The 18,747-nt window shown below is 70.6% G+C and carries 17 protein-coding genes and 1 pseudogene; 9 read left to right on the top strand and 9 right to left on the bottom strand.

Annotated features, from left to right (window positions below):
- Positions 1-210 precede the first annotated feature (210 nt).
- Both AB0F10_RS05730 and AB0F10_RS05735 read left to right on the top strand, forming a co-directional pair.
- The gene (locus AB0F10_RS05730; RefSeq protein ID WP_360620638.1) at positions 211-786 is read left to right on the top strand and encodes a hypothetical protein; all 576 of its coding nucleotides are present in this window, start codon (positions 211-213) and stop codon (positions 784-786) included.
- Positions 787-1,417: 631 nt separating this feature from the next.
- The gene (locus AB0F10_RS05735; RefSeq protein WP_360620639.1) at positions 1,418-2,374 is read left to right on the top strand and encodes a tyrosine-type recombinase/integrase; all 957 of its coding nucleotides are present in this window, start codon (positions 1,418-1,420) and stop codon (positions 2,372-2,374) included.
- A gap of 4 nt (positions 2,375-2,378) precedes the next feature.
- Here AB0F10_RS05735 and AB0F10_RS05740 read toward each other — a convergent pair whose 3' ends face one another.
- Positions 2,379-3,284 carry an NADP-dependent oxidoreductase gene (locus AB0F10_RS05740; protein WP_360620640.1) on the bottom strand — a complete coding sequence of 302 codons (906 nt, stop codon included), beginning with the start codon at positions 3,282-3,284 and terminating at the stop codon, positions 2,379-2,381.
- Positions 3,285-3,393: 109 nt separating this feature from the next.
- On the opposite strand from AB0F10_RS05740, the gene AB0F10_RS05745 reads away from it, so the two are divergent.
- The gene (locus AB0F10_RS05745) at positions 3,394-3,789 is read left to right on the top strand and encodes a helix-turn-helix domain-containing protein (RefSeq protein ID WP_360620641.1); all 396 of its coding nucleotides are present in this window, start codon (positions 3,394-3,396) and stop codon (positions 3,787-3,789) included.
- Between the two features lie 153 nt (positions 3,790-3,942).
- Positions 3,943-6,986 (top strand): annotated as a pseudogene (locus tag AB0F10_RS05750) (Tn3 family transposase).
- A 138-nt stretch (positions 6,987-7,124) separates the two neighbouring features.
- On the opposite strand, the gene AB0F10_RS05755 reads toward AB0F10_RS05750, so the two are convergent.
- The 5 genes from AB0F10_RS05755 to AB0F10_RS05775 all read right to left on the bottom strand — a co-directional run bounded on the left by AB0F10_RS05755 (position 7,125) and on the right by AB0F10_RS05775 (position 12,120).
- A complete protein-coding gene (locus tag AB0F10_RS05755) occupies positions 7,125-8,354 on the bottom strand; it encodes an SAM-dependent methyltransferase (RefSeq protein WP_360620642.1) in 1,230 nt (409 codons plus the stop codon).
- 155 nt (positions 8,355-8,509) lie between these two features.
- Positions 8,510-9,718 (bottom strand): MFS transporter, encoded by a 1,209-nt coding sequence (locus AB0F10_RS05760; RefSeq protein WP_360620643.1) that lies wholly within the window; start codon positions 9,716-9,718, stop codon positions 8,510-8,512.
- A gap of 246 nt (positions 9,719-9,964) precedes the next feature.
- Positions 9,965-10,981 (bottom strand): recombinase family protein, encoded by a 1,017-nt coding sequence (locus AB0F10_RS05765; protein ID WP_360620644.1) that lies wholly within the window; start codon positions 10,979-10,981, stop codon positions 9,965-9,967.
- Between the two features lie 261 nt (positions 10,982-11,242).
- On the bottom strand, positions 11,243-11,662 hold the full coding sequence (locus AB0F10_RS05770; protein WP_360620645.1) for an organic hydroperoxide resistance protein: 420 nt from the start codon (positions 11,660-11,662) through the stop codon (positions 11,243-11,245).
- 11 nt (positions 11,663-11,673) lie between these two features.
- Positions 11,674-12,120, bottom strand: a complete 447-nt coding sequence (locus AB0F10_RS05775; RefSeq protein WP_360620646.1) for a MarR family transcriptional regulator — start codon at positions 12,118-12,120, stop codon at positions 11,674-11,676.
- Positions 12,121-12,189: 69 nt separating this feature from the next.
- Here AB0F10_RS05775 and AB0F10_RS05780 point away from each other — a divergent pair, with 69 nt between their 5' ends.
- Entirely contained in the window at positions 12,190-12,684 is a 495-nt protein-coding gene (locus tag AB0F10_RS05780; protein ID WP_360620647.1) for a GNAT family N-acetyltransferase, read from the top strand.
- On the opposite strand, the gene AB0F10_RS05785 is transcribed toward AB0F10_RS05780, so the two are convergent.
- A complete protein-coding gene (locus AB0F10_RS05785) occupies positions 12,681-13,478 on the bottom strand; it encodes an endonuclease/exonuclease/phosphatase family protein (RefSeq protein WP_360620648.1) in 798 nt (265 codons plus the stop codon). The two genes, AB0F10_RS05780 and AB0F10_RS05785, sit on opposite strands and share 4 nt — an antisense overlap.
- 149 nt (positions 13,479-13,627) lie before the next feature.
- Here AB0F10_RS05785 and AB0F10_RS05790 point away from each other — a divergent pair, with 149 nt between their 5' ends.
- From AB0F10_RS05790 to AB0F10_RS05805, 4 genes are all read left to right on the top strand, one after another.
- Positions 13,628-14,095 (top strand): heme-degrading domain-containing protein, encoded by a 468-nt coding sequence (locus AB0F10_RS05790; RefSeq protein WP_360620649.1) that lies wholly within the window; start codon positions 13,628-13,630, stop codon positions 14,093-14,095.
- 50 nt (positions 14,096-14,145) lie between these two features.
- On the top strand, positions 14,146-14,538 hold the full coding sequence (locus AB0F10_RS05795; RefSeq protein ID WP_360620650.1) for a VOC family protein: 393 nt from the start codon (positions 14,146-14,148) through the stop codon (positions 14,536-14,538).
- 2 nt (positions 14,539-14,540) lie between these two features.
- A complete protein-coding gene (locus tag AB0F10_RS05800) occupies positions 14,541-15,062 on the top strand; it encodes a GNAT family N-acetyltransferase (protein WP_360620651.1) in 522 nt (173 codons plus the stop codon).
- Between the two features lie 170 nt (positions 15,063-15,232).
- Positions 15,233-16,261 (top strand): beta-ketoacyl-ACP synthase 3, encoded by a 1,029-nt coding sequence (locus tag AB0F10_RS05805; RefSeq protein ID WP_360620652.1) that lies wholly within the window; start codon positions 15,233-15,235, stop codon positions 16,259-16,261.
- A 2-nt stretch (positions 16,262-16,263) separates the two neighbouring features.
- Here AB0F10_RS05805 and AB0F10_RS05810 read toward each other — a convergent pair whose 3' ends face one another.
- Positions 16,264-16,887, bottom strand: a complete 624-nt coding sequence (locus tag AB0F10_RS05810) for a helix-turn-helix domain-containing protein (protein WP_360620653.1) — start codon at positions 16,885-16,887, stop codon at positions 16,264-16,266.
- A 48-nt stretch (positions 16,888-16,935) separates the two neighbouring features.
- Positions 16,936-18,657, bottom strand: coding sequence for a sulfatase (locus AB0F10_RS05815; protein WP_360620654.1), 1,722 nt, complete (start codon positions 18,655-18,657; stop codon positions 16,936-16,938).
- Between the last annotated feature and the right edge of the window lie 90 nt (positions 18,658-18,747).

Genomic DNA, 18,747 nt, shown 5'->3' on the forward strand with positions numbered 1-18,747 from the left:
ACCGGATCAGTTGAGTCAATGACATGCCGTTCCCCTCCCGGCCGCCGCGCGGACGGCGCCGGCCGGTTCCGATACTCCGCACCGGCGTCACGGTGACGTCAGGGTGCGGTGACGCGCACCCGACAACACCCGCCCTGACGCCACCCTGAGGCGCCCTGGACACCTCGCTGCCACGGTTCCGCACACAACACCCGACCAACGGAGGAACCGATGCGACCCCAAACCAGACGTACCCGCTGGCTCGCCCCCGCCGTCGCCGCCGCACTGCTCGGCGCCGCGTTCTCGGCACCCGCCCTCGCGGCCGGCGAGGACGACCAGATCCCCGCGGAGGTGGGCCCGTCCGCCTGCCTCGGCGGACCCCAACAGCTCTCCCTGGCCCGGATGAACGACACGCCGACCACCATCGGCGAGACCGGAACCTTCGTGCCACTCGCCAACTCCGGCGTCCCCGTGACGGTCCCGCCCGCCGCCAACGACCAGTTCGTCGTCCGGTTCAGCGCCGAGGCCGTCCTCGCCGGCCAGCCCGTGCCGGTCACCGTGCCCGCCGACAACATCCAACTGCAGATCATCATCACCGGGGGCGGCGTCACCCAGGTGATGGCGCCGCTCAACGACCCGACCTTCACCACGGGCGTGGGGGAGTCCAACGCCCTGCAGGCCTGCCGGCGCCTCGGACCCGGCAACTACACCATCGGCGCCCGCTGGCGCATCGTCGACCTGGGCGCCAACAACCAGCTGACCGCCACGCTGGACGACTGGATGCTGTCCGTCGAACAGAACGACTGACACCGCCACGGCGGGCATGGACCCCACGATCCATGCCCGCATGTGGCACGCTCCTCGCCATGCCGACCGTTGACGAAGGACATGGAACGTAAACCGCCCGGCCGAATCCGAACGGATCAAGGCCGCTCGCCGGCCGAAGGCGTCGCGATGCTGCGACCAGCCGCCCGTCGGTGACTCCGACGCAGGCGAGGTGCGCGGATGAGACGCGGCTCGACGCGCCACCCGCGAGCAAATAGGCCGCAGCCGGGGCGTGAACGGCGGAGATTCGCTCGAAAGTTGACCATCACGCCTTGGTCGATAATTGACATTATGTCAACCTGAGCGCGGCCGGGGTCGAAAATCACGGGAGCGGCGGTCCGGCGCAGGTTTTCGGCCCAAGAATCGGCCGACGGCCGTAAGTCCGGCAAAATCGGGCCGATCGGGATATGCGCCCGGCGGCGCACCTGCCGGATCGCCGGGTCCGGAGACCGGGACCTCGCGATGCGAAGGTTGCAACCACAGCGACCGCCGCTCAGGGCCGGAACCCACTCGGCGCGTGCAGTGCACACGCGCAGCGGCTGATGAAACATCCGTCCAAAGTCGAGGCCCGCCGACTCCCCGCCAAGAGCGAAATTGCTGCATAATATTCCTTATGCAGGACGAACAAGACATTCCAGTCACCGCGCTGATCGAGGAGTTCCTCGGCGCCCGCGCCGTGCGCAAGCCGTCCGAGCACACCCTCATGGCCTACCGCAGGGACCTCAACGCCGTCCTCAAGGAAATGGGTGAGAACGTCACTCTCGGTGACCTCTCCCCCAAGGCGCTGCGGGCGGCCTTCGCCGCCTTCGCGGCGGGCCGCGCCCCCGCCTCGGTCTATCGGGCCTGGTCGAGCTGGAACTCCTTCTTCGGCTTCCTCGTCGTCGACGGCGTCGTGGCGGGCAACCCCATGCCGGCCGTGGGCAAGCCGAGGATCCCGACGCCCTCCCCCAAGCCCCTGCGCGGCGAGGACACCCCGGAGCAGCTTCTGCTGGCGGTCAATCAGAGCGACGAGCGCCAGCGTGACCCGTGGCCGGAGCGGGACGTGGCGGTCGTCGCCCTGGCGCTGTGTGCGGGTCTGCGGCTGTCCGAGCTGCTGGCGCTCAGGGCGGGTTCGCTGCTGGGGCGCCCGGGCGAGCGGCGGGTCGAGGTGGCGGGCAAGGGTGGCCGTCCGCGGGCGGTGCCGATCGAGCCGGAGCTGGACGCGGTGGTGGACCGCTATCTGGAGAGCCGCCGCCTGCGGTTCGGGCGGGTGAGCCCGGCCGATCCCCTGTTCCTGGACCGTAAGGGCCTGCCGCTGCGGCGCGGGGGGCTGCAGTATCTGGTCGAGTCGTGTTATCGGCGGGCCGGCATCACGGACCGGGTGCCGCGGGGTGCGCAGCTGCACGCGTTGCGGCACACCTTCGCGACGCGGCTGGCCGAGGACGGCGCGAACGCCTCGGAGATCATGCGGTTGCTCGGGCATGCGTCGTTGACGACGTCGCAGGGTTACATCGAGGTGACGGCGGCGCACCAGCGCGCGGCGGTGCGGGCGAACCGCACCAACCGCGCGCTGGGTGAGCTGAGTGCCTGAGGCGTCAGGGGGTGATCACGATGGCTCCGCGTACGCCGCCGCGGGCGAGCCGGTCGTGTGCCGCTGCCGCGTCGGCGAAGGTGTGCACCTCGGCGACCCGTAGCGGGAGTTCTCCGCTCTCGGCCAGTTTCACCAGGTCGGCGAGGCGTTCGCGGTCGGGTGTCACTTCGAGGGCGTGGGTGCGGATTGCGCGGGTCGGCTCGGGGCGCAGCGGGGGTGACGCGGCGACGTAGCCGCCGCCGTCTCTGACCAGGTCCATCAGCGACGGTCCGAGCACTGCCAGGTCGATGACGGCGTCGAAGCTGCCGGGCGCCGCGTCCGGGCCGGGCAGGAACCGGGCGCCCTGTGACTGGATGAATTCGCGGTCGGTGTCTCTGGCGAGGCCGGTGGCGCGCAGGCCGGCGAGGCGGGCCAGGGCGAGGGTGAAGCCGCCGACCTGTCCGGCGGCGCCGGTGATCAGGACGGTGGAGCCGGCGGGCAGGTCGAGCAGGTCGAGGGCCTGGCGGGCGGTGAGGCCGTTGGTCGGCAGGGCGGCGGCCGCGGTGGCGGGGATTCCGTGGGGTGCGGCGGTCAGTCCGTCGGCGTCGAGGGTGACGTATTCGGCGTGGGTGCCGACCGTGGTGCGCAGCCAATGTGAGAAGCCGATGACGGTGTCGCCGATGGTGTGGTGCGGCGTGGACGGGCCTGCCGCGTCGATGGTGCCGGCGACGTCCCAGCCGGGTGTGTACGGCGGCGGGGTGGGTAGCGGTGCCGGGAATTGGCCTGCGCGGATCATCAGGTCGACGGGGTGCAGGACGGAGGCGGCTACTCGGATCCGGACCTGCCCGGGGCCGGGTTCGGGTATCGGCAGGTCCGCCGTGACGTGCAGGACCTCCGGTCCGCCGAACGCCGCGTAGGTGACTGCGCGCATCGTGGTTCCTTCCGTCGGGTGTGGTGGCCTCTCTGACGGTAGGTAACCTGGGAACTGTGGGGAAGTAGGTACCTGATAGTGCCTAGGGCACTCGGCGGAGGTGGCGAGCATGGCGACGGCGACGAGCGCGCAGCGGCGGGAGCAGGCCAGGCGCGACTATGACGCGTTCCTGGCGGCGTGTCCGACGCGGGAGCTGTTGAGCACCCTCAGCGACAAGTGGACGGCGCTGGTCATCGCGGCGCTCGCGGACGGCCCGCGGCGCCACGGTGAGCTGGCCCGGCGCATCGCGGGCGTCAGTCAGAAGATGCTCACCCAGACGCTGCGGGGTCTGGAGCGCGACGGCCTGGTGACCCGCTCGGTGACCGTGTCGATGCCGGTGCGGGTCGACTACGAGCTGACGCCGCTGGGCCGTGAGCTGCTTCCGGTGATGGCCGCGATCAAGGAGTGGGCCGAGACGCACATGGACCGTGTCCTGCAGGCCCGGGCCCGCTTCGAGGGTCCGTAACGGCCCTTGAGGAACATCGGAACGAAAAGTAACGCTAAGGATGATCTTGAGCCAGGGCCCCGGCTCGACACGTTCGGGGTACGTCGGTTGTCGTGATCGACTGACCGTTAACCCGGCTTCGATCATGTTCGATATCTTCTACCGTTTCCGCCTGTGCCGGTTGAGTTCCTCACTGATGAGCAGGCAGCGGCGTACGGCCGGTTTCCGGCCGGGCTGACGCCGACAGAGTTGGAAGGCCTTTTCTTCCTCGACGATGCGGACCGGGACCTGATCGTCGAGCGCCGGCGGGATGAGAACCGGATCGGGTTCGGGTTGCAGGTGGCTACGGTGCGGGCGCTGGGCCTGTTCCTGGAGGATCCGCTGGACGTGCCGACTGCGGCGGTCGACTACGTCGCGGTGCAGGTCGGTGCGGCGGATCCGTCGGTGGCCAAGGAGTATCTGCGGCGCCGGCCGACCCGGTTCGAGCATCAGCGGGAGATCGCCAGGGTGTACGGGTACACCGATTTCGCCGCGGCGGAGCCGGACCTGGCGCGTTGGATCGATGACCGGGCGTGGACGACCGGGGACGGGCCGAAGGCGATCTTCGACGCGGCGGTGGGCTGGTTGCGCGAGCGCAAGGTGCTGCTCCCGGCGGTGAGCACCGTGGCCCGGCTGGTCGCGCAGGTCCGGGCACAGGCAACGGGCCGGCTCCACCAACGGCTGTCCGACCTTGTATCGGCCGATCAAGCCCGACTGCTGGAGGACCTGCTCGACGTACCGGACGGCTCCCGGGTCTCGCAGCTGGAGAAGTTGCGAACACCGGTGACCAGGACGTCGGGCACCGGAATGGTTCGCGCTCTACAGCGGGCCGGTGAGGTCGCCGGGCTCGGCCTGGGGGCCCTGGACGTCGGGGTGGTGCCGTGGCGGCGGGTGTGGGAGCTGGCTCGGTACGGGCTGGAGGCGAAGGCGCCGACGCTGCGCCGGCACCCGTACGCGCGCAAGCTGGCCACCCTGCTCGCGACGGTGCGCGCGCTGGAGGCGAAGTCGGTCGACGACGCCCTGGAGCTGTTCGACGTGCTGATGACCACGGAGCTGCTGAGCCGGGCGGAGCGGCAGTCGAAGAAGGAGAAGCTGCGCCGCTATCCGAAGGTGTCCCGGCACGCCGGGAAGCTGGCGGCGGCGGTCGCGGTGTTGCTGGAGGCCGCCGAGTGGGGCGAGCAGGTGCGCCTTCAGCAGGTGTGGGACGCGATCGAGAGCAAGGTGTCGCGCGCCGAGCTGCGGGCGGCGGTCGCCGGGATCGCGGAGATCCTGCCGCCGGCTGACGCGGACCCGGATGGGGAGTGGCGGGCGCATCTGCTGGAGCGGATGGCCACGGTCCGCGGGTTCGTGCCGCTGCTGTGCAAGGTGATCGAGTTCGGTGCCACGACGGACGCGGCGCCGGTGCTGTATGCGGTCAACGATCTGCCGGACCTGCTCGATGCCCGGCAGGGCCGCAAGGTCGGTGCCGGGTTCCTCGACGCCCGCCGTATCCAGGTGGAGGTGGTGCCGTCTGGGTGGTGGCAGCGCCTGGTCTTCCCGAAGGATCGCCCGGCCGAGACGGTGGACAAGGCCGCGTACGTGTTCTGCGTGCTCGAGCAGTTCCACCAGCGGCTCAAGCGCCGTGACATCTTCGCTGCGGTCTCCGAACGGTGGGGTGACCCGCGGGCCCGGCTGCTCGACGGCGAGGCCTGGCAGCAGGCCAAGGCGCCCGCGTTGAACGCGCTGCAACTGCCCGAGGAACCACGTGAGCTGCTCGCCGGGCACGCCGCGGCGTTGGACGAGGCGTGGCGGCAGGTCGCTGCCGGGCTGGCCGTGGACACGGCGGCCCGCCTCGACGACGAGGGCCGGCTGCTCGCGCAGAAGGTCACCGCGGTGCCGGACCCGCCGAGCCTGGTCGACCTGCGCCGCCGGGTGGAGGCGATGCTGCCGCGCATCGACCTGGGCGAGCTGATCCTGGAGGTGATGGCCTGGTATCCCGGCTTCGCCAGCGCGTTCACCGCGCTGTCGGGCTCGGCGACCCGCCTGGACGATCTGCACGTGACGGTCGCCGCGACGCTGACGGCGCACGCGCTCAACGTCGGCTTCGGGCCGGTGATCTCCGACGGGATCCCCGCGTTGACCCGGGGACGGATCAGCCACGTCGACGCCACCTACCTGCGGCCGGAGACCTACGCCGCGGCGAACGGCGTGCTGATCGACGCCCAGGACGGCATCGGACTGGCCCGGGCCTGGTCGCGGCGGCCGACGGGATGCGGTTCGTGGTGCCGGTCCGCACGATCCATGCCCGGCCGAACCCGAAGTACTTCGGCCAGCGCCGCGGCGCGACCTGGCTGAACGCGGTCAACGATCAGGCCGTCGGCACCGCCGGGATGGTGCTGTCCGGCACCCCGCGCGACTCGATGCACCTGATCGACCTGCTGTACCGGCGCGACGGCGGCCGCCGCGCGGAGGTTGTCATCACCGACACCGGCTCGTACTCCGACGTCGTCTTCGGCCTGCTACAGATGCTCGGCTTCGACTACCGGCCCCAGCTCGCCGACCTGCCCGACGCCAAGCTGTGGCGGATCAACCGCACCGCCGACTACGGGGCGCTGAACGCGACCGCCCGCGGGATCGTCGACCTCGACCGGATCCGTCGGCACTGGCCCGACATGCTGCGCATCGCCGGATCCATCCACACCGGGCAGATCTCCGCCTACGACGCGCTGCGGGTCCTGTCGGCCGGCGGGAACCTTACCCAGCTCGGCGAGGCTCTGGCCGGCTACGGCCGGATCTTCAAGACCCTGCACGTGCTGACCTTCGTCGACGACGAACCGTACCGGCGCCAGATCAAGGGCATGCGCAACCTCAACGAAGGCCGCCACGACCTGGCCCGGCACGTGTTCCACGGCCGCCGCGGCGAACTACACCGCGCCTACCACCAAGGCATGGAAGATCAGCTCGGTGCGCTCGGCCTTGTTCTCAACTGCATCACCCTGTGGAACACCCTCTACCTGGACCTCGCCCTCGCCGGGCTGCGCGCCCAGGGCTACCCGGTGCTCGACGCCGATGTCGCCCGGCTATCGCCGTACGTGCGCCACCACATCCGGGTTCACGGGCACTACTCCTTCGCCCTGCCCGACCTCGGCGGACGTATCTACCGGCCGCTGCGCGACCCTGATACCGGCGACGACCAATAGTCCTCGCCAGTATCGGGGTGGAGGCGATCCGATCCGCCGCTGGACACGGTGGCCACCTGCGGCCCGGGCGGTGACGAGCACCTGTAACCGTCGCCTACGAAGCGGGCCTGGAGTGAGCCCAGGCCCGCTTCGCTGACCTCACTGCTTGCGGATTGAGGTCGCACTCGGCGGGCATCGCCGGGCCGGGCCGACGTCAGGATTCGTGAACGGGACCAGGCCAGCGGGAATGCGGTGCTGGAGCAGTTCCGCGAGCCGCGGCCGGATGTTGAACATCGCCGCCAGTGTGCGAATAGAGGCTTCTGCCTCTGCGGTGTCGCGTCCAGGAACCCTGGTCGCACGGATCAGGTTGTTGCGAGGTGTGTGCTCGACCGGAACGAAGGTGAAGACGTCGACCTTGTAGCCGACCATGCGCAGCAACGATGCACGAAGCGCATCAGTGATCACGTCGCCCAACTGCTCCTTGAGGACACCGTCGCGCGCGAGGTCACGAAAGCCGGGAGGCATCGTCTGTGGTCGTAGCTGTCGCTGCAGATGGTGGTGACAGCACGGTGAAGCGAGCAGATACGTCGCGTTGTGGTTCACGGCGAGCGCGAGCACGTCGTCGGTGGCGGTGTCGCAGGCGTGCAGCGCGATGACCAGGTCCGGGGCTTCGTCCGGCACGTAGTGCTCGATCAGTGAGGACGTGAAGGCGAGGTGGTCCTGCCAGCCGAGTCGGTGCGTGCGCTCGTTGTTCCGGGCGATCGTTTCGACATCCCGGTCCACCCCGACAATGGTGCAGGTGATGCCGCTTTCGCGCAGGTGGTGCGCGGTGGCGAACGTCAGGTAGGCGTTGCCGCATCCGAGGTCCAATACCCGCAGCGGTCCTGTCCGTGCCGGCCCGGTACTCAGAGTGGCGCTCAGAATCCGGATGAACTCGTTGATCTGCCGGTACTTGCGCTGACCGGTCGGCTTGACGGCACCGTCGTGGCTGACGCCGAGAACTTCCAGGAAGGCCGCATCCACAGGAATGGGACGCTCTCGTTGACGGTCGTGCGCCAATGATGCGACGTTGGCGGCAGCGCGCCGGGAGATCAGCAGCTGGCCACGCTTGGCGACGCGCGCCTCGATGGTGGCTGATCGCAACTCGATGTGGGCGTTGCGGAACGGCACCTCACACACCTCCTCCACGAGCGCTTCCAGACCGGAGTAGTTGCGCGTCGCAGCCGCCTTGTCGGTGTGCCAGGTGACCTGGGTCTGCACCGCGTCTTGCAGCGCCACCTTGCGGATGACGACCCGGCGCCACGGGTTTTGTGCGCCGTGAGCGGTTCCGCTGAGGACGGCACGTTGGAATTCCTGATGGTTCACGCAGTCGCGGATGAGGTCGGCCATGGTCGTGAAATCTGACATCTGTCGAGCCCGTCTTTGTTGTGCCGCATCAACGGCGAGGTGGTGGCGTTGATGCGGATGGGTGGTCGTGGAGCGGCGAGCGCTGCAAGGCGCAGCGCCGCTCAGCCGTGGTGGCCGAGCGGCACTGCGCGCCGGTATTAGGCGGTTGTTGCCTCACGTAGCGGACGCCAAGCGACGGCGGTGATGACAGCCATCGCGGCGGCCGCGATCCAGAACGGTGTGGTGAGACCCCAGATCTGGGCCAGCAGACCGCCGAGCAGGGACCCGAGGGCCGCGCCGCCCAGGTCGAGCAGCGAGTACACGCTGGCCACCCTGCCGAGCAGGCCCGGCGGTACCACTCGCTGACGCATGGTCACCACGATCACGCCCCAGACCATGGAGTGGATACCAAAGATGATCAAGATTGCCGCCGCGAGCAGGGGCGTCGTGGTCGTCGCGAGGGTCGCGTGCGTGACGACCTCGATGATCAGTCCCGCGCGCAGCACAGCCGTGGTGCCGAAAGCCTTCTGCAGCGAAGCGGCGACCGTGGTGCCGATGAGCCCGCCGACGGCGAAGGTGATCAGCAGGAAGCCGTAGCCGACGTCGGACAGGCCCAACCGCTCACGGGTGTAGAGCACGAACACCGCGAACGCGGCGCAGAACGCCACGTTCGCCAGTCCCATGCTGACGGCGAGAGTGCGCAGCAGCCGATGCCCCCACAGCCAGCGGACCCCTTCGGCAATATCCGCACGCAGCCGTGTGCGGTGGGGTCCGGACACCGGCGCGGGAACCTGCCGAATCTTCGCCACCAGCGCGGCGGCCACCGCGAAGGTCAGCGCGTTGACCCCGAAGGGTGCTGCGGCGGCGATCACGAACAGCCAGGCCCCCAGAGGCTTGGCGGCGAACTGGTTCGCGATGGTGAACGTGGCGCTGAGCCGGGTATTGGCGCCCGTCAGACGATCTGGAGCCACGATGGCCGGCAGGAACGCCCCGAAGGCGGTGTCGGCGAGGGTCTCTCCGGTGCCGAGTAGGAAGAACACCGTGTAGATCACGGCAACGGTGACGGTGTCCGTGGCGACCGCCGCCGTCAGCGCGGCAAGTGCGACGGCGCGGAACAGGTTGACCACGACGATCAGCCGACGGCGGTCTAGCCGATCGACATAGGCGCCGCTGATCAGGGAGAACAGCAGCCACGGAAGTTGCTGGACGAAGACGGCACCGGCGACCAGTGCCGGGTCGGTGGTGATGGAGGCCACCAACAGTGGGCCGGCCACCATGGTGACACCGTCGCCGATGTTGGACACCGCCGAGGCGGTCCACAGTCTGGTGAAGTCTGCGCCCATACGCGCAGAGACAAGGGCACGCAAAAATAGCTCCTCGAGCCAAGGGGAAACGGTCGTCGCTTCAGCGACCGCTTCACGGCGAGGAGCACCACACCGTCGGTGACAGCCGACGGTGGACCGGCTAGCGCGCGGTGTGCTCTCGCGGCGAAGCGGTGACCGTGACCTTGTCGAGGCGCATCCCAACTCCTAACTGTGGATCAATACCAGTCGCAGAATATCCGGTACGGCTTCACTGCCGCAGTGAGCACCCCGGCTGAGCCGGAACTCCGATCAGCCAACGGGCCGTTGGAGGACCTGGGCCTGGAGACGCTCACGAAGAGCGGCTTGCTCACGCGTCTCCAGTTCGTCGTCCTGCCGGATCCGGGCGGGCTCAGGCCGCAGCGCCACGCCACCATCCGCAGCGGCCTGCCCGGATTGCGCCTCGGCTTCGGCGAGCGCCCGATAGAGCGAGGCCACCGACGGGGAGCTGCCAGCGTTCTTGCCGGTCTTGATGGTCAGCTTCTTGGCGATGTCCGGTACGGGCACCCCCTTGTCCTTGAGCGCGAGGGCGAAGGTGAGCGAGTCGTCGTCGATGACCTTCGGCCGGCCGCCGTGGTTGCCCTTGGCGGCGGCGATGACCTGCCCTTCGAGGGTCTTCTCCCGGATGTAGTTGCGTTCGATCTGCCCGGCGACGGCGAGCACAGCGAAGAACATGGCGCCCATGCCATTGGGGTCGTAAAGGCCGGTGAGCGGCCCGGTGAGCAGCTCGAGCTGGATACCACCGGCCTGCAGGTCAGCGGAGAGCGTCATCAGCTCGGCGGCGTTGCGGGCCAGGCGCTTGAGCTCGTGCACGGTGACGATCACCGGGGTCTCGGGCGCCGCCTCCTTGAACTGGTGGGCCAGCGCGAGCGCCTTCTCCAACTCGGGCCGAACCTTGACCCGGGTGCTGATCTGCTCGGAGAAGATCTTGTGGCACTCGGCCCGGCGCAGCGCTTCGAGCTGGCTGCCCAGCTCTTGGCGGGCGGTCGACGTACGGGCGTACCCGATCCGGATCGCCCGCTCGCTGCGGGGCGCCGGGACCACGGCCAGCGCCGGGCCCTGCTTCCAGGTTCGGCCGGGCCTCCGGTCTGCGGGCACCGGCACGTCGAGTTCCTCGCGTAGCGCGGGCACCAGGCCGAAGCGCGCGGTGTGGTACTTCGCCGTGGTCTTCCCGCTTCGGGTGCGGCAGGCGCTGCCGGCGGGCGCACCGCAGTTCGGGCAGCCGTGCCGCTCGACCGCCGTCGCGGCCCGATCGGGTGTCAAGTTCATGCCGACAGTCTCTCAGAAGTGTCTCGCACAAACCTTCAGTTTTGAGAGGACTTTTGCGAATACCGAGCTGCGGAAACACGGTTGGTTTCCGGGTTCTCGCAGAACTCTCGTAACTGAACGTTTCTGCGAGAAGCCGTACGGCAGGGAGGCCCTCCCCCTCAAGATCATCGCTAGCGTTACTTTTCGTTCCGATGTTCCTCAAGGGCCGTAACGGCGGAGAGCCCGGCGCGGGGGCCGGGCTCTCGGGTGCGTGGTTCCGGCTCAGGCGATGGTGAGCTGGACGTCGACGTTGCCGCGGGTGGCGTTCGAGTACGGGCAGACCTGGTGTGCCGTCTCGAGCAGGGTGCGGGCGGTGTCCTCGTCGAGGCCGGGCAGCTCGGCCTCGATGGCGACGGTGAGGCCGTAGCCGCCGTTGCCGTTGGGGCCGATGCCGACGTCGACGGTGATCGCGGTGTCGGTGAGGGTGATCTTCTGCTTGCCGGCGACCAGCTTGAGGGCGCTGTGGAAGCAGGCGGCGTAGCCGGCGGCGAAGAGCTGCTCGGGGTTGGTGAGGTGGCCGCCGGGGCCGCCCATCTCCTTGGGGACGGCGAGGTCGAGGTCGAGGACGCCGTCGCTGGAGCGGGTGTGGCCGCCGCGGCCGTCGCCGGTGGCGGTGGCGGATGCCGTGTAGAGCGCCTGCATGGTGGTTCTCCCTAGTGGGCCGGGGTGGCTGCCGCGCCGCGGATGCGGCCGAGCAGGTGGTGCAGCTGGGTGAATTCGTCGACGGTGAGGTCGGTGGCGCAGGCGAGTCGCTCGGGCAGGCCGGCGACCCGGTCGCGCAGGGTGTCGCCCTGGTCGGTGGGGGTGATCCAGACGACGCGTTCGTCGTCGGTGCCGCGCTCGCGCCGGATGAGGCCCTGGGTTTCGAGGCGTTTGAGCAGGGGCGAGAGGGTGCCGCTGTCGAGGTGCAGGGCGGCGCCGAGCTCGCGGACGGTGAGGCGGCCGCGGTGCCAGATGACGCGCAGGGCGACGAACTGGGGGTAGGTGAGGCCGAGGGCGTCGAGGGCGGGCCGGTAGAGGCCGGTCATGGCCCGGGAGGCGGCGTAGAGCTCGAAGCAGATCATCTGCTCGAGTCCTGTGGTGTCGTCGGTGCCTGCCATGCCGAGAATGCTAGTGCACGATTGAGTTGTGCGCAACTGGATGGCCGGGGCCGCGCTTAGGATCCCGGGGTGATCCGATTCGTGAAACTCCCGCCGGCGGCGCTGCGCGCGCTGATCGACTCCGACCTTCCCGCGGCCAGCGCCGCCGCGGGTCAGCAGCTGTCCGAGTTCATCCGGGACGAGAAGTGGCTGTGGGAGATCCGCGGCGAGCAGATCGCCCGGGATCCGGCGAGCGCGGACTGGATCGCCCGGGTGGCGGTGGACGAGCCCGCCGGGGTGGTGGTCGGGCACGGCGGCTTCCACGGCCCGCCGGACGCGGGCGGCATGGTCGAGGTGGGCTACTCGGTGGATCCGGCGTACCGGCGGCGGGGTCACGCCAGGGCGATGCTGGCCGCGCTGATCGAGCGGGCGCGGGCCGAGCCGGGCGTACGGGTGGTGCGGGCGAGCATCAGCCCGGACAACGCCGGGTCGCTGGCGACCATCGCCGGGTTCGGGTTCGTCGAGGTCGGCGAGCAGTGGGACGAGCAGGACGGCCTGGAGCTGGTCTTCGAGCTCGCCGTCTAGCCTCGGGTGCGCCGGGGCGGGTCGAGGTGCACGACCAGGGGCAGGTGGTCGGAGACGCCGACCGCCGGGGTGCGCACCTGCACGACCGGGCCGAGTGGCCCGGCACCGCGCGGGTCGGCCAGGACGTGGTCGAGCTGGGCCCTCGGGTTGTGACTGGGGTACGTGGGCCGGCGGGCCAGGGTGCGCCAGCCGGTGAAGGCGCGGATGGGCCCGGCGGGCAGGTTGAGGTCGCCGAGCAGGATCCGCGGCGCGGGCAGCGCGCGCAGCGCGCGCACGGCGGCGCGCAACTGGCGGATGTTCCAGCCGGGCACGAACGACAGGTGGGTGTTCGCGACCGTCACGGGCCCGGTGGGTGTGTCGATGACGGCGGCGATGAGCACGCGGGGCTCGTCCTTGAGCAGGACCACTCCCCCTCTGGGCCCGGGCGCCCAGACTGGGGAGCGCACCGGGGCGGCGGGCAGCTGGGTGATCTGCCAGCGCAGCACCGGCCAGCGGCTGATCAGGGCGATGCCGTAGAGCGGGTGGGCGTTGTCGTCGGCGGAGCGCCAGGGCTGCCAGGTCTCCCCCGGCGTGCCGACGACGGCGGCGGCGAAGCGGTGCACCGTCGCGCCGAGGGCCTCGGCGGCGATGGCGGTAAGGTCGAGCAGGCCGCTGCGGGGCTGGGCGCGATCGACCTCCTGCAGGCCCAGGACGTCGGCGTCGAGGTCGGCGACCGACGCGGCGACGCGCTCGGCGTGTACGTTGCCGTCGGAGAGTGACCTGCCGTGCAGCAGGTTGAAGGTGGCCAGGCGCACGGAATAAGACCCTAGCGGTGGATGAGGGGTGTCAGCTGTGTTCAAGGCTGTCTGTTGTGCGGCGATGGTGTTCGTGATCCTGGGTGTGCTGGGGATGTGGTTACGGCGTAGCCGCGGTCGCGGCTGATCTTTGCCGGACAATGGGCGGCATGACCGACGACGATCTGATCGCCCGGCTCGAGGAGCACGAGCGACGCCTCATTTTCTCCCGGTTCGACAACGCGGACGCCTGGCATCTGGGCAGCCTGCTGGTGGACCTGGCGACCACCCGGGAGCTGCCGCTGGCGGTGGACATCCGCCGGGGAACCCAGCAGTTGTTCCACGCGGCGCTGCCGGGCAGCACGGCCGACAACGACGCCTGGATCGCCCGCAAGGTGCGGGTGGTGGAGCGGTTCGCGGCGTCCTCGTTCCTGGTGGGCCGGCGGCTGGCCGCCAAGGGTGTCGAGCTGGACGCCAAGTACGGGGTGGACCCCGCCGACTACGCCGCGCACGGCGGGGCGTTCCCGGTGCGCGTACGGGATGTCGGTGTGGTCGGGGTGGTGACCGTGTCGGGGCTTCCGCAGGCCGACGACCACGCCCTGGTGGTCGAGGCGATCGAGGCGTATCTCGATCTCTAGGCCGCCCATGGGGCACACCGGACCGGCGGGCGGCGATTAGGCTTCCCGCCATGTTCGTGAATCCCGTGCGGCACATCACCTTCGACGCACACGAGCCGTTCGCCCTGGCGACGTTCTGGGCCGAGGTCACCGGTTACGCGGTGGATCCGTCCGAGAAGGACGACGACGAGGTGCTGATCTCCCCGCCCGAGCCGGGCGCGCCCGCGATCCTGTTCATCCGGGTCGCCGACGACAAGACGGTCAAGAACCGGGTCCACCTCGACATCCAGCCGGCGGCCGGCACCCGCGACGAGACGGTCGCGCGGCTGCTCGAGGCCGGCGCGACCGTCTACGAGGACCACCGCACGGACGGCGGCCTCGGCTGGGTCACCATGCGCGACCCCGAGGGCAACGAGTTCTGCGTCGAGCGCAGCGCCGGCGAGCGCGGCCTGCCGACGTCGTGAGGATGCCGCGGGCCACGGGCGGGCTGACGCTGCGGCCGTGGCGCGACGACGACGCGGCCGCGCTGATCGTGGCCGCGGACGACCCGATGCTGCGGCGCTGGACGAAGGTACGCGCGGCCGACGCCGACGAGGCCCGGGAGTGGCTCGGCGTGCAGCACCGCGGCTGGCAGGCCGGCGACCGGTACAGCTTCGCCGTGCTCGACGACGGGCAGCGGCTCGTCGCCAACGTGGCCCTGAAGCTGCCCGATCCGGGGGCGGGCGTCGCCGAGGTCGGCTACTGGACCGCCGGGTACGCCCGCGGCCAGGGTGTCGCGCCGCGGGCGCTGGCGGCGCTGACCGGGTGGGTGTTCGCGACGTTCCCCGGGCTGCGCCGCCTCGACCTGCTGCACCAGATCGACAACACCGCGTCCTGCCGGGTCGCGCAGAAGTGCGGCTACCCGTACGAGGCCACCCTGCGGGCGGAGGCGCCGTATCCGCGCGAGGGCCACCTGCACGTGCGCTACCAGCCGGTACGCGACGGCTGACCGACCGCGACAACCGCTCGTGTACCGTCCCCGCGGATGGCTGGACGGCCCCGAACGGCTTATTTCCCGTTCGAGACGGGGCCTAGGGGTGTGTACCGGTGAGGGTTTCGCCTGGATGGGGACGATCCTGGTAGTGGCCACCATCGCCCGGTAGTTCAGAGGGAGAGAACGTGAGCAGAGTCGCCGTCCTGGAAGGGCTCGGCACGGCGGTGCCGAGCCGCAGGGTGCCCAACGCCGAGTTGGCGCAGACGCTCGACGTCACGGACGAGTGGATCCGGCGCCGCACCGGGATCGCCGAGCGGCGGGTCGTCGACCCCGGCACCACCACCGTCGACCTGGCCAGCACCGCGGGCCGCAACGCGCTCAAGTCGGCGCAGGTCGACAGCGTGGACGCGGTCGTCGTGGCGACCACCACGCCGGACCGGCTGAGCCCGGCCACCGCGCCGGAGGTCGCCTGGCGGGTCGGCGTCGCCCCCGCCGCCGCGTTCGACCTCGCCGCCGTCTGCAGCGGTTTCGTCTACGGGCTGGCCACCTGCGCCGGCCTGATCGCGGCCGGCATCGCCGAGCGGGTGCTGCTGATCGGCGCGGAGACCAACTCCTACTTTTTGCAGCGCACGCCGGAGGCCCGCGGCCCGGCGATCCTGTTCGGCGACGGTGCCGGCGCGGTGGTGCTGCGCGCGGGCACCGCGGACGAGCCCGGCGCGGTCGGCCCGTTCGACCTGGGCAGCGACGGCGGCGCCGCGGATCTGATCCGGATCGAGTCCGGCGGCAGCCGCCAGCGGGCCCGCGAGGCGTCCGCGGAGCAGGGCGCGGAGGCGGACCGGTACTGGGCGGTGTCCGGGCAGGAGGTCTACCGCCGGGCGATCGAGCACATGACCCAGTCCAGCCTGCGGGTGCTCAGGGCCGTCGGGCGCACCGTCGCCGACGTGGACCGGTTCGTGGCGCACCAGGCCAACCAGCGCATCCTGGACCGGGTCGCGGAGCTGATCGGGGTGGACGCCGACCGGCAGATCGGCAACGTCGCCACGGTCGGCAACACGGGCGCGGCGTCCATTCCGCTCGCCCTGGCCGACGCCTGCCGCAACGGGTCGCTGCGGGCCGGGCACCGGCTGCTGGCGACCTCCTTCGGCGGGGGCCTGACCTGGGGGTCGGCGCTGCTGACCTGGCCCAGGCTGGACGCCGTCGCCACCGAGCAGTAGCCCTAGCCGCAGCCGCGGCCGGCCAGGGCGTCGAGCATGACGCGCAGGCCGGCCGCCGAATCCTCGAACACCGCACGCCGGTCGTCCGAGCGGGCGATCAGCTGCGCGGCGCAGCAGACCGCGCCGTAGATCAGGTGCGGGGTGGCCTCGCCCGGCGTCCGGGAGATCAGGCCCGCCTCGGCGGCGCGGGCCAGTCCCCGCTGGATCTGCGCGGTGAAGCCGGTCGTGGTCAGGTTGTCCCAGATCGCCTGCGCGCCCAGCGCGCCGGGCGCGTCGGTCAGCATGATGCGCTGCACCCACGGGTCGAGCAGCGCCTCCAGGAACGCCTCGACGCCCTTGTGGAACGCCTCCCACTGGTCGGGCTCGTCGACGTAGGCCGACGTCACGATCTCCGAGAGCCGCTCGCCCTCGGCCTCGTAGACGGCCCGGAACAGGTCCCGCTTGCTGTCGAAGTGGTGATAGAGCGCGCCCTTGGTCACTCCCGCCAATTCCACCACGGCCGTCAGCGACGTGGCGGCGTAGCCCTCCCGGCCGAAGACCTCCCGGGAGACCGCCAGCAGCAGCGAGATGGTCGCATCGGAGCGCTCGCGCTGGGTCCTGGAGGTGGCGCCCGCCATCGCGGTCATGGACGCGATCGTATCAACCGGCCCCGGCCGTGAGGGCCCGCTGCCAGGTCAGCGACTCGGCGGCGACAGCGGCAGGGCCCGGTCCTGCTGCGGGCCGAACGCCGTCAGGAACTTGTCGCGGAAGGCGTTCATCGGCCACACCGGCGCGTGCGGGGCCGGCTTGATCCCGTCGGTCCAGCCCCATCCGGAGATCCGGTCGAGCACCTTGCGGTCCCGGGCGACGATCGTGATCGGCACGTCGTGACTGGCGGTGGCGCCGACCACGATCGGGGCCGGCTGGTGGTCGCCGAGGAAGACCAGGACCAGGTTGTCGTCGCCGAACTCGCTGACCCAGGAGACCAGGCTGTCGATCGAGTACTTGACGGACCTGGCGTACTCGGCGCGTACCCGGTTGGCGTCCTTCCAGACCTCGCCCGGCTTCTCGGCGCTCTTCTGCTGCTCGGTGTAGATCGAGCCGTCGCCGACCTCGTCCCAGCCGACCAGGGCGGGGATCGGGGCCCACGGGGTGTGGCTCGACACGAAGGTGAGCTCCGCCATCAGCGGCCCCCGGCCCGGCCTGGTGTACTCCCGGTCGGCGAAGGACTTCAGGGTGAACTGGTCCGGCATCGTCGCCCAGCTGAACGACGGCCCGTGATAGCCCAGCGTCAGCGAGTCGTAGACCCGGTCGAAGCCGTAGAACCGGCCCTCGGGCCAGGCGAAGGTCACCCCGGGCTCGACGCCGACGGTCTGCCAGGCGGCCGACTTGCCGAACGCGCTGGTCAGCGTCATCCGCTCGCCCGAGACCAGGCTGCGGTAGCGCTGCTCGTTGTTGATCCACACGCCGGACTGGAACGTCGCGTGTGCCAGCCAGCTGCCGCCGCCGGAGGTCGGCGAGGTCAGGAAGCCGCTGCGGGCCGAGAAGCCGGCGGCGGCCAGCCGGCGGTCGCCGTCGGCAAGCGTCGCGTCGACGCGCTCCGACAGCTTCGGGTCCTCGATCGCCGAACGCCCGTAGCTCTCGATGAAGGTGAACATGACGTCCTTGCCGCGCAGCCCGGTCAGCAGCTGGTCGCCGGGCACGTCACGGAACGCGTCGGCGCCGGCCTCGACGGCGAACGACCGGCGGTCCTCGATCGCCTCGGGGATCTTCAGCACGTTGTCGTGGGCCAGGTCGGCGGCGCTGTCGGAGGCGACGTACACCCCGGGCACGAACGAGGTGCCGAGGAACACCGTGACCAGCCACGTCGTGGCCACCACGGCGATGCCGCGCGAGGAGGCGGTGCGGTGCGCGGCCGCGACCCGCGCCAGCCGGCGTACGGCCAGGGTCATCAGCACCGGCACCGCCACCGCCAGCGCGATCGCGACGGCGACCGCGGCGATCGCGCCGGGCAGGCTGAACGAGTCCTTGACGAAGCGGTAGCCGTCGGCGAACAGCGGCCAGTCCAGCACCGGGTTGAACTGGCGGGCGAGGAACGTGAAGAAGCCCATGTCGATGACCTTGATCACCGTGAGCAGGCCGAGCACCGCGCCCAGCACCCCGGCGACGATCCCGCGGGCCCGCGCCGGCAGCGCCAGCAGCACCGCGAACGCGACGACTCCCTCGATCGGGATGCGGACGAATGCCGCGGGAACCGACGAACCGGCGGGCAGCCGGGTGATCTGATCCGGCACCACCAGGGCGAGATACACGAGCGCCGCGGCGAGCAGGGTGATCACCCCGGCGCCGGCGCGGCGACCGCGACCTGCGCCGTTGCCCGCTGCCGGCGTACGGCGAAAGCGCGTGAAGTACGACAACCCGAAGATCCTTACGAGGCAGGAGTCCGAAGAGACGACCGGACTGTACTCACTATGAGTAGCATGCCCGGCCGCGCGTGCCACTAGGGT

The organism is Actinoplanes sp. NPDC026623 (assembly GCF_040638275.1).
In the GTDB taxonomy this organism is placed as follows: Bacteria; Actinomycetota; Actinomycetes; order Mycobacteriales; family Micromonosporaceae; genus Actinoplanes.

Coding starts and splice junctions, on each gene's coding strand:
- AB0F10_RS05730 (WP_360620638.1), top strand. CDS start 211: ATGCGACCCCAAACCAGACGTACCCGCTGGCTCGCCCCCGCCGTCGCC.
- AB0F10_RS05735 (WP_360620639.1), top strand. CDS start 1,418: ATGCAGGACGAACAAGACATTCCAGTCACCGCGCTGATCGAGGAGTTC.
- AB0F10_RS05740 (WP_360620640.1), bottom strand. CDS start 3,284: ATGCGCGCAGTCACCTACGCGGCGTTCGGCGGACCGGAGGTCCTGCAC.
- AB0F10_RS05745 (WP_360620641.1), top strand. CDS start 3,394: ATGGCGACGGCGACGAGCGCGCAGCGGCGGGAGCAGGCCAGGCGCGAC.
- AB0F10_RS05755 (WP_360620642.1), bottom strand. CDS start 8,354: ATGGCCGACCTCATCCGCGACTGCGTGAACCATCAGGAATTCCAACGT.
- AB0F10_RS05765 (WP_360620644.1), bottom strand. CDS start 10,981: ATGAACTTGACACCCGATCGGGCCGCGACGGCGGTCGAGCGGCACGGC.
- AB0F10_RS05770 (WP_360620645.1), bottom strand. CDS start 11,662: ATGCAGGCGCTCTACACGGCATCCGCCACCGCCACCGGCGACGGCCGC.
- AB0F10_RS05775 (WP_360620646.1), bottom strand. CDS start 12,120: ATGGCAGGCACCGACGACACCACAGGACTCGAGCAGATGATCTGCTTC.
- AB0F10_RS05790 (WP_360620649.1), top strand. CDS start 13,628: ATGACCGACGACGATCTGATCGCCCGGCTCGAGGAGCACGAGCGACGC.
- AB0F10_RS05795 (WP_360620650.1), top strand. CDS start 14,146: ATGTTCGTGAATCCCGTGCGGCACATCACCTTCGACGCACACGAGCCG.
- AB0F10_RS05800 (WP_360620651.1), top strand. CDS start 14,541: ATGCCGCGGGCCACGGGCGGGCTGACGCTGCGGCCGTGGCGCGACGAC.
- AB0F10_RS05810 (WP_360620653.1), bottom strand. CDS start 16,887: ATGACCGCGATGGCGGGCGCCACCTCCAGGACCCAGCGCGAGCGCTCC.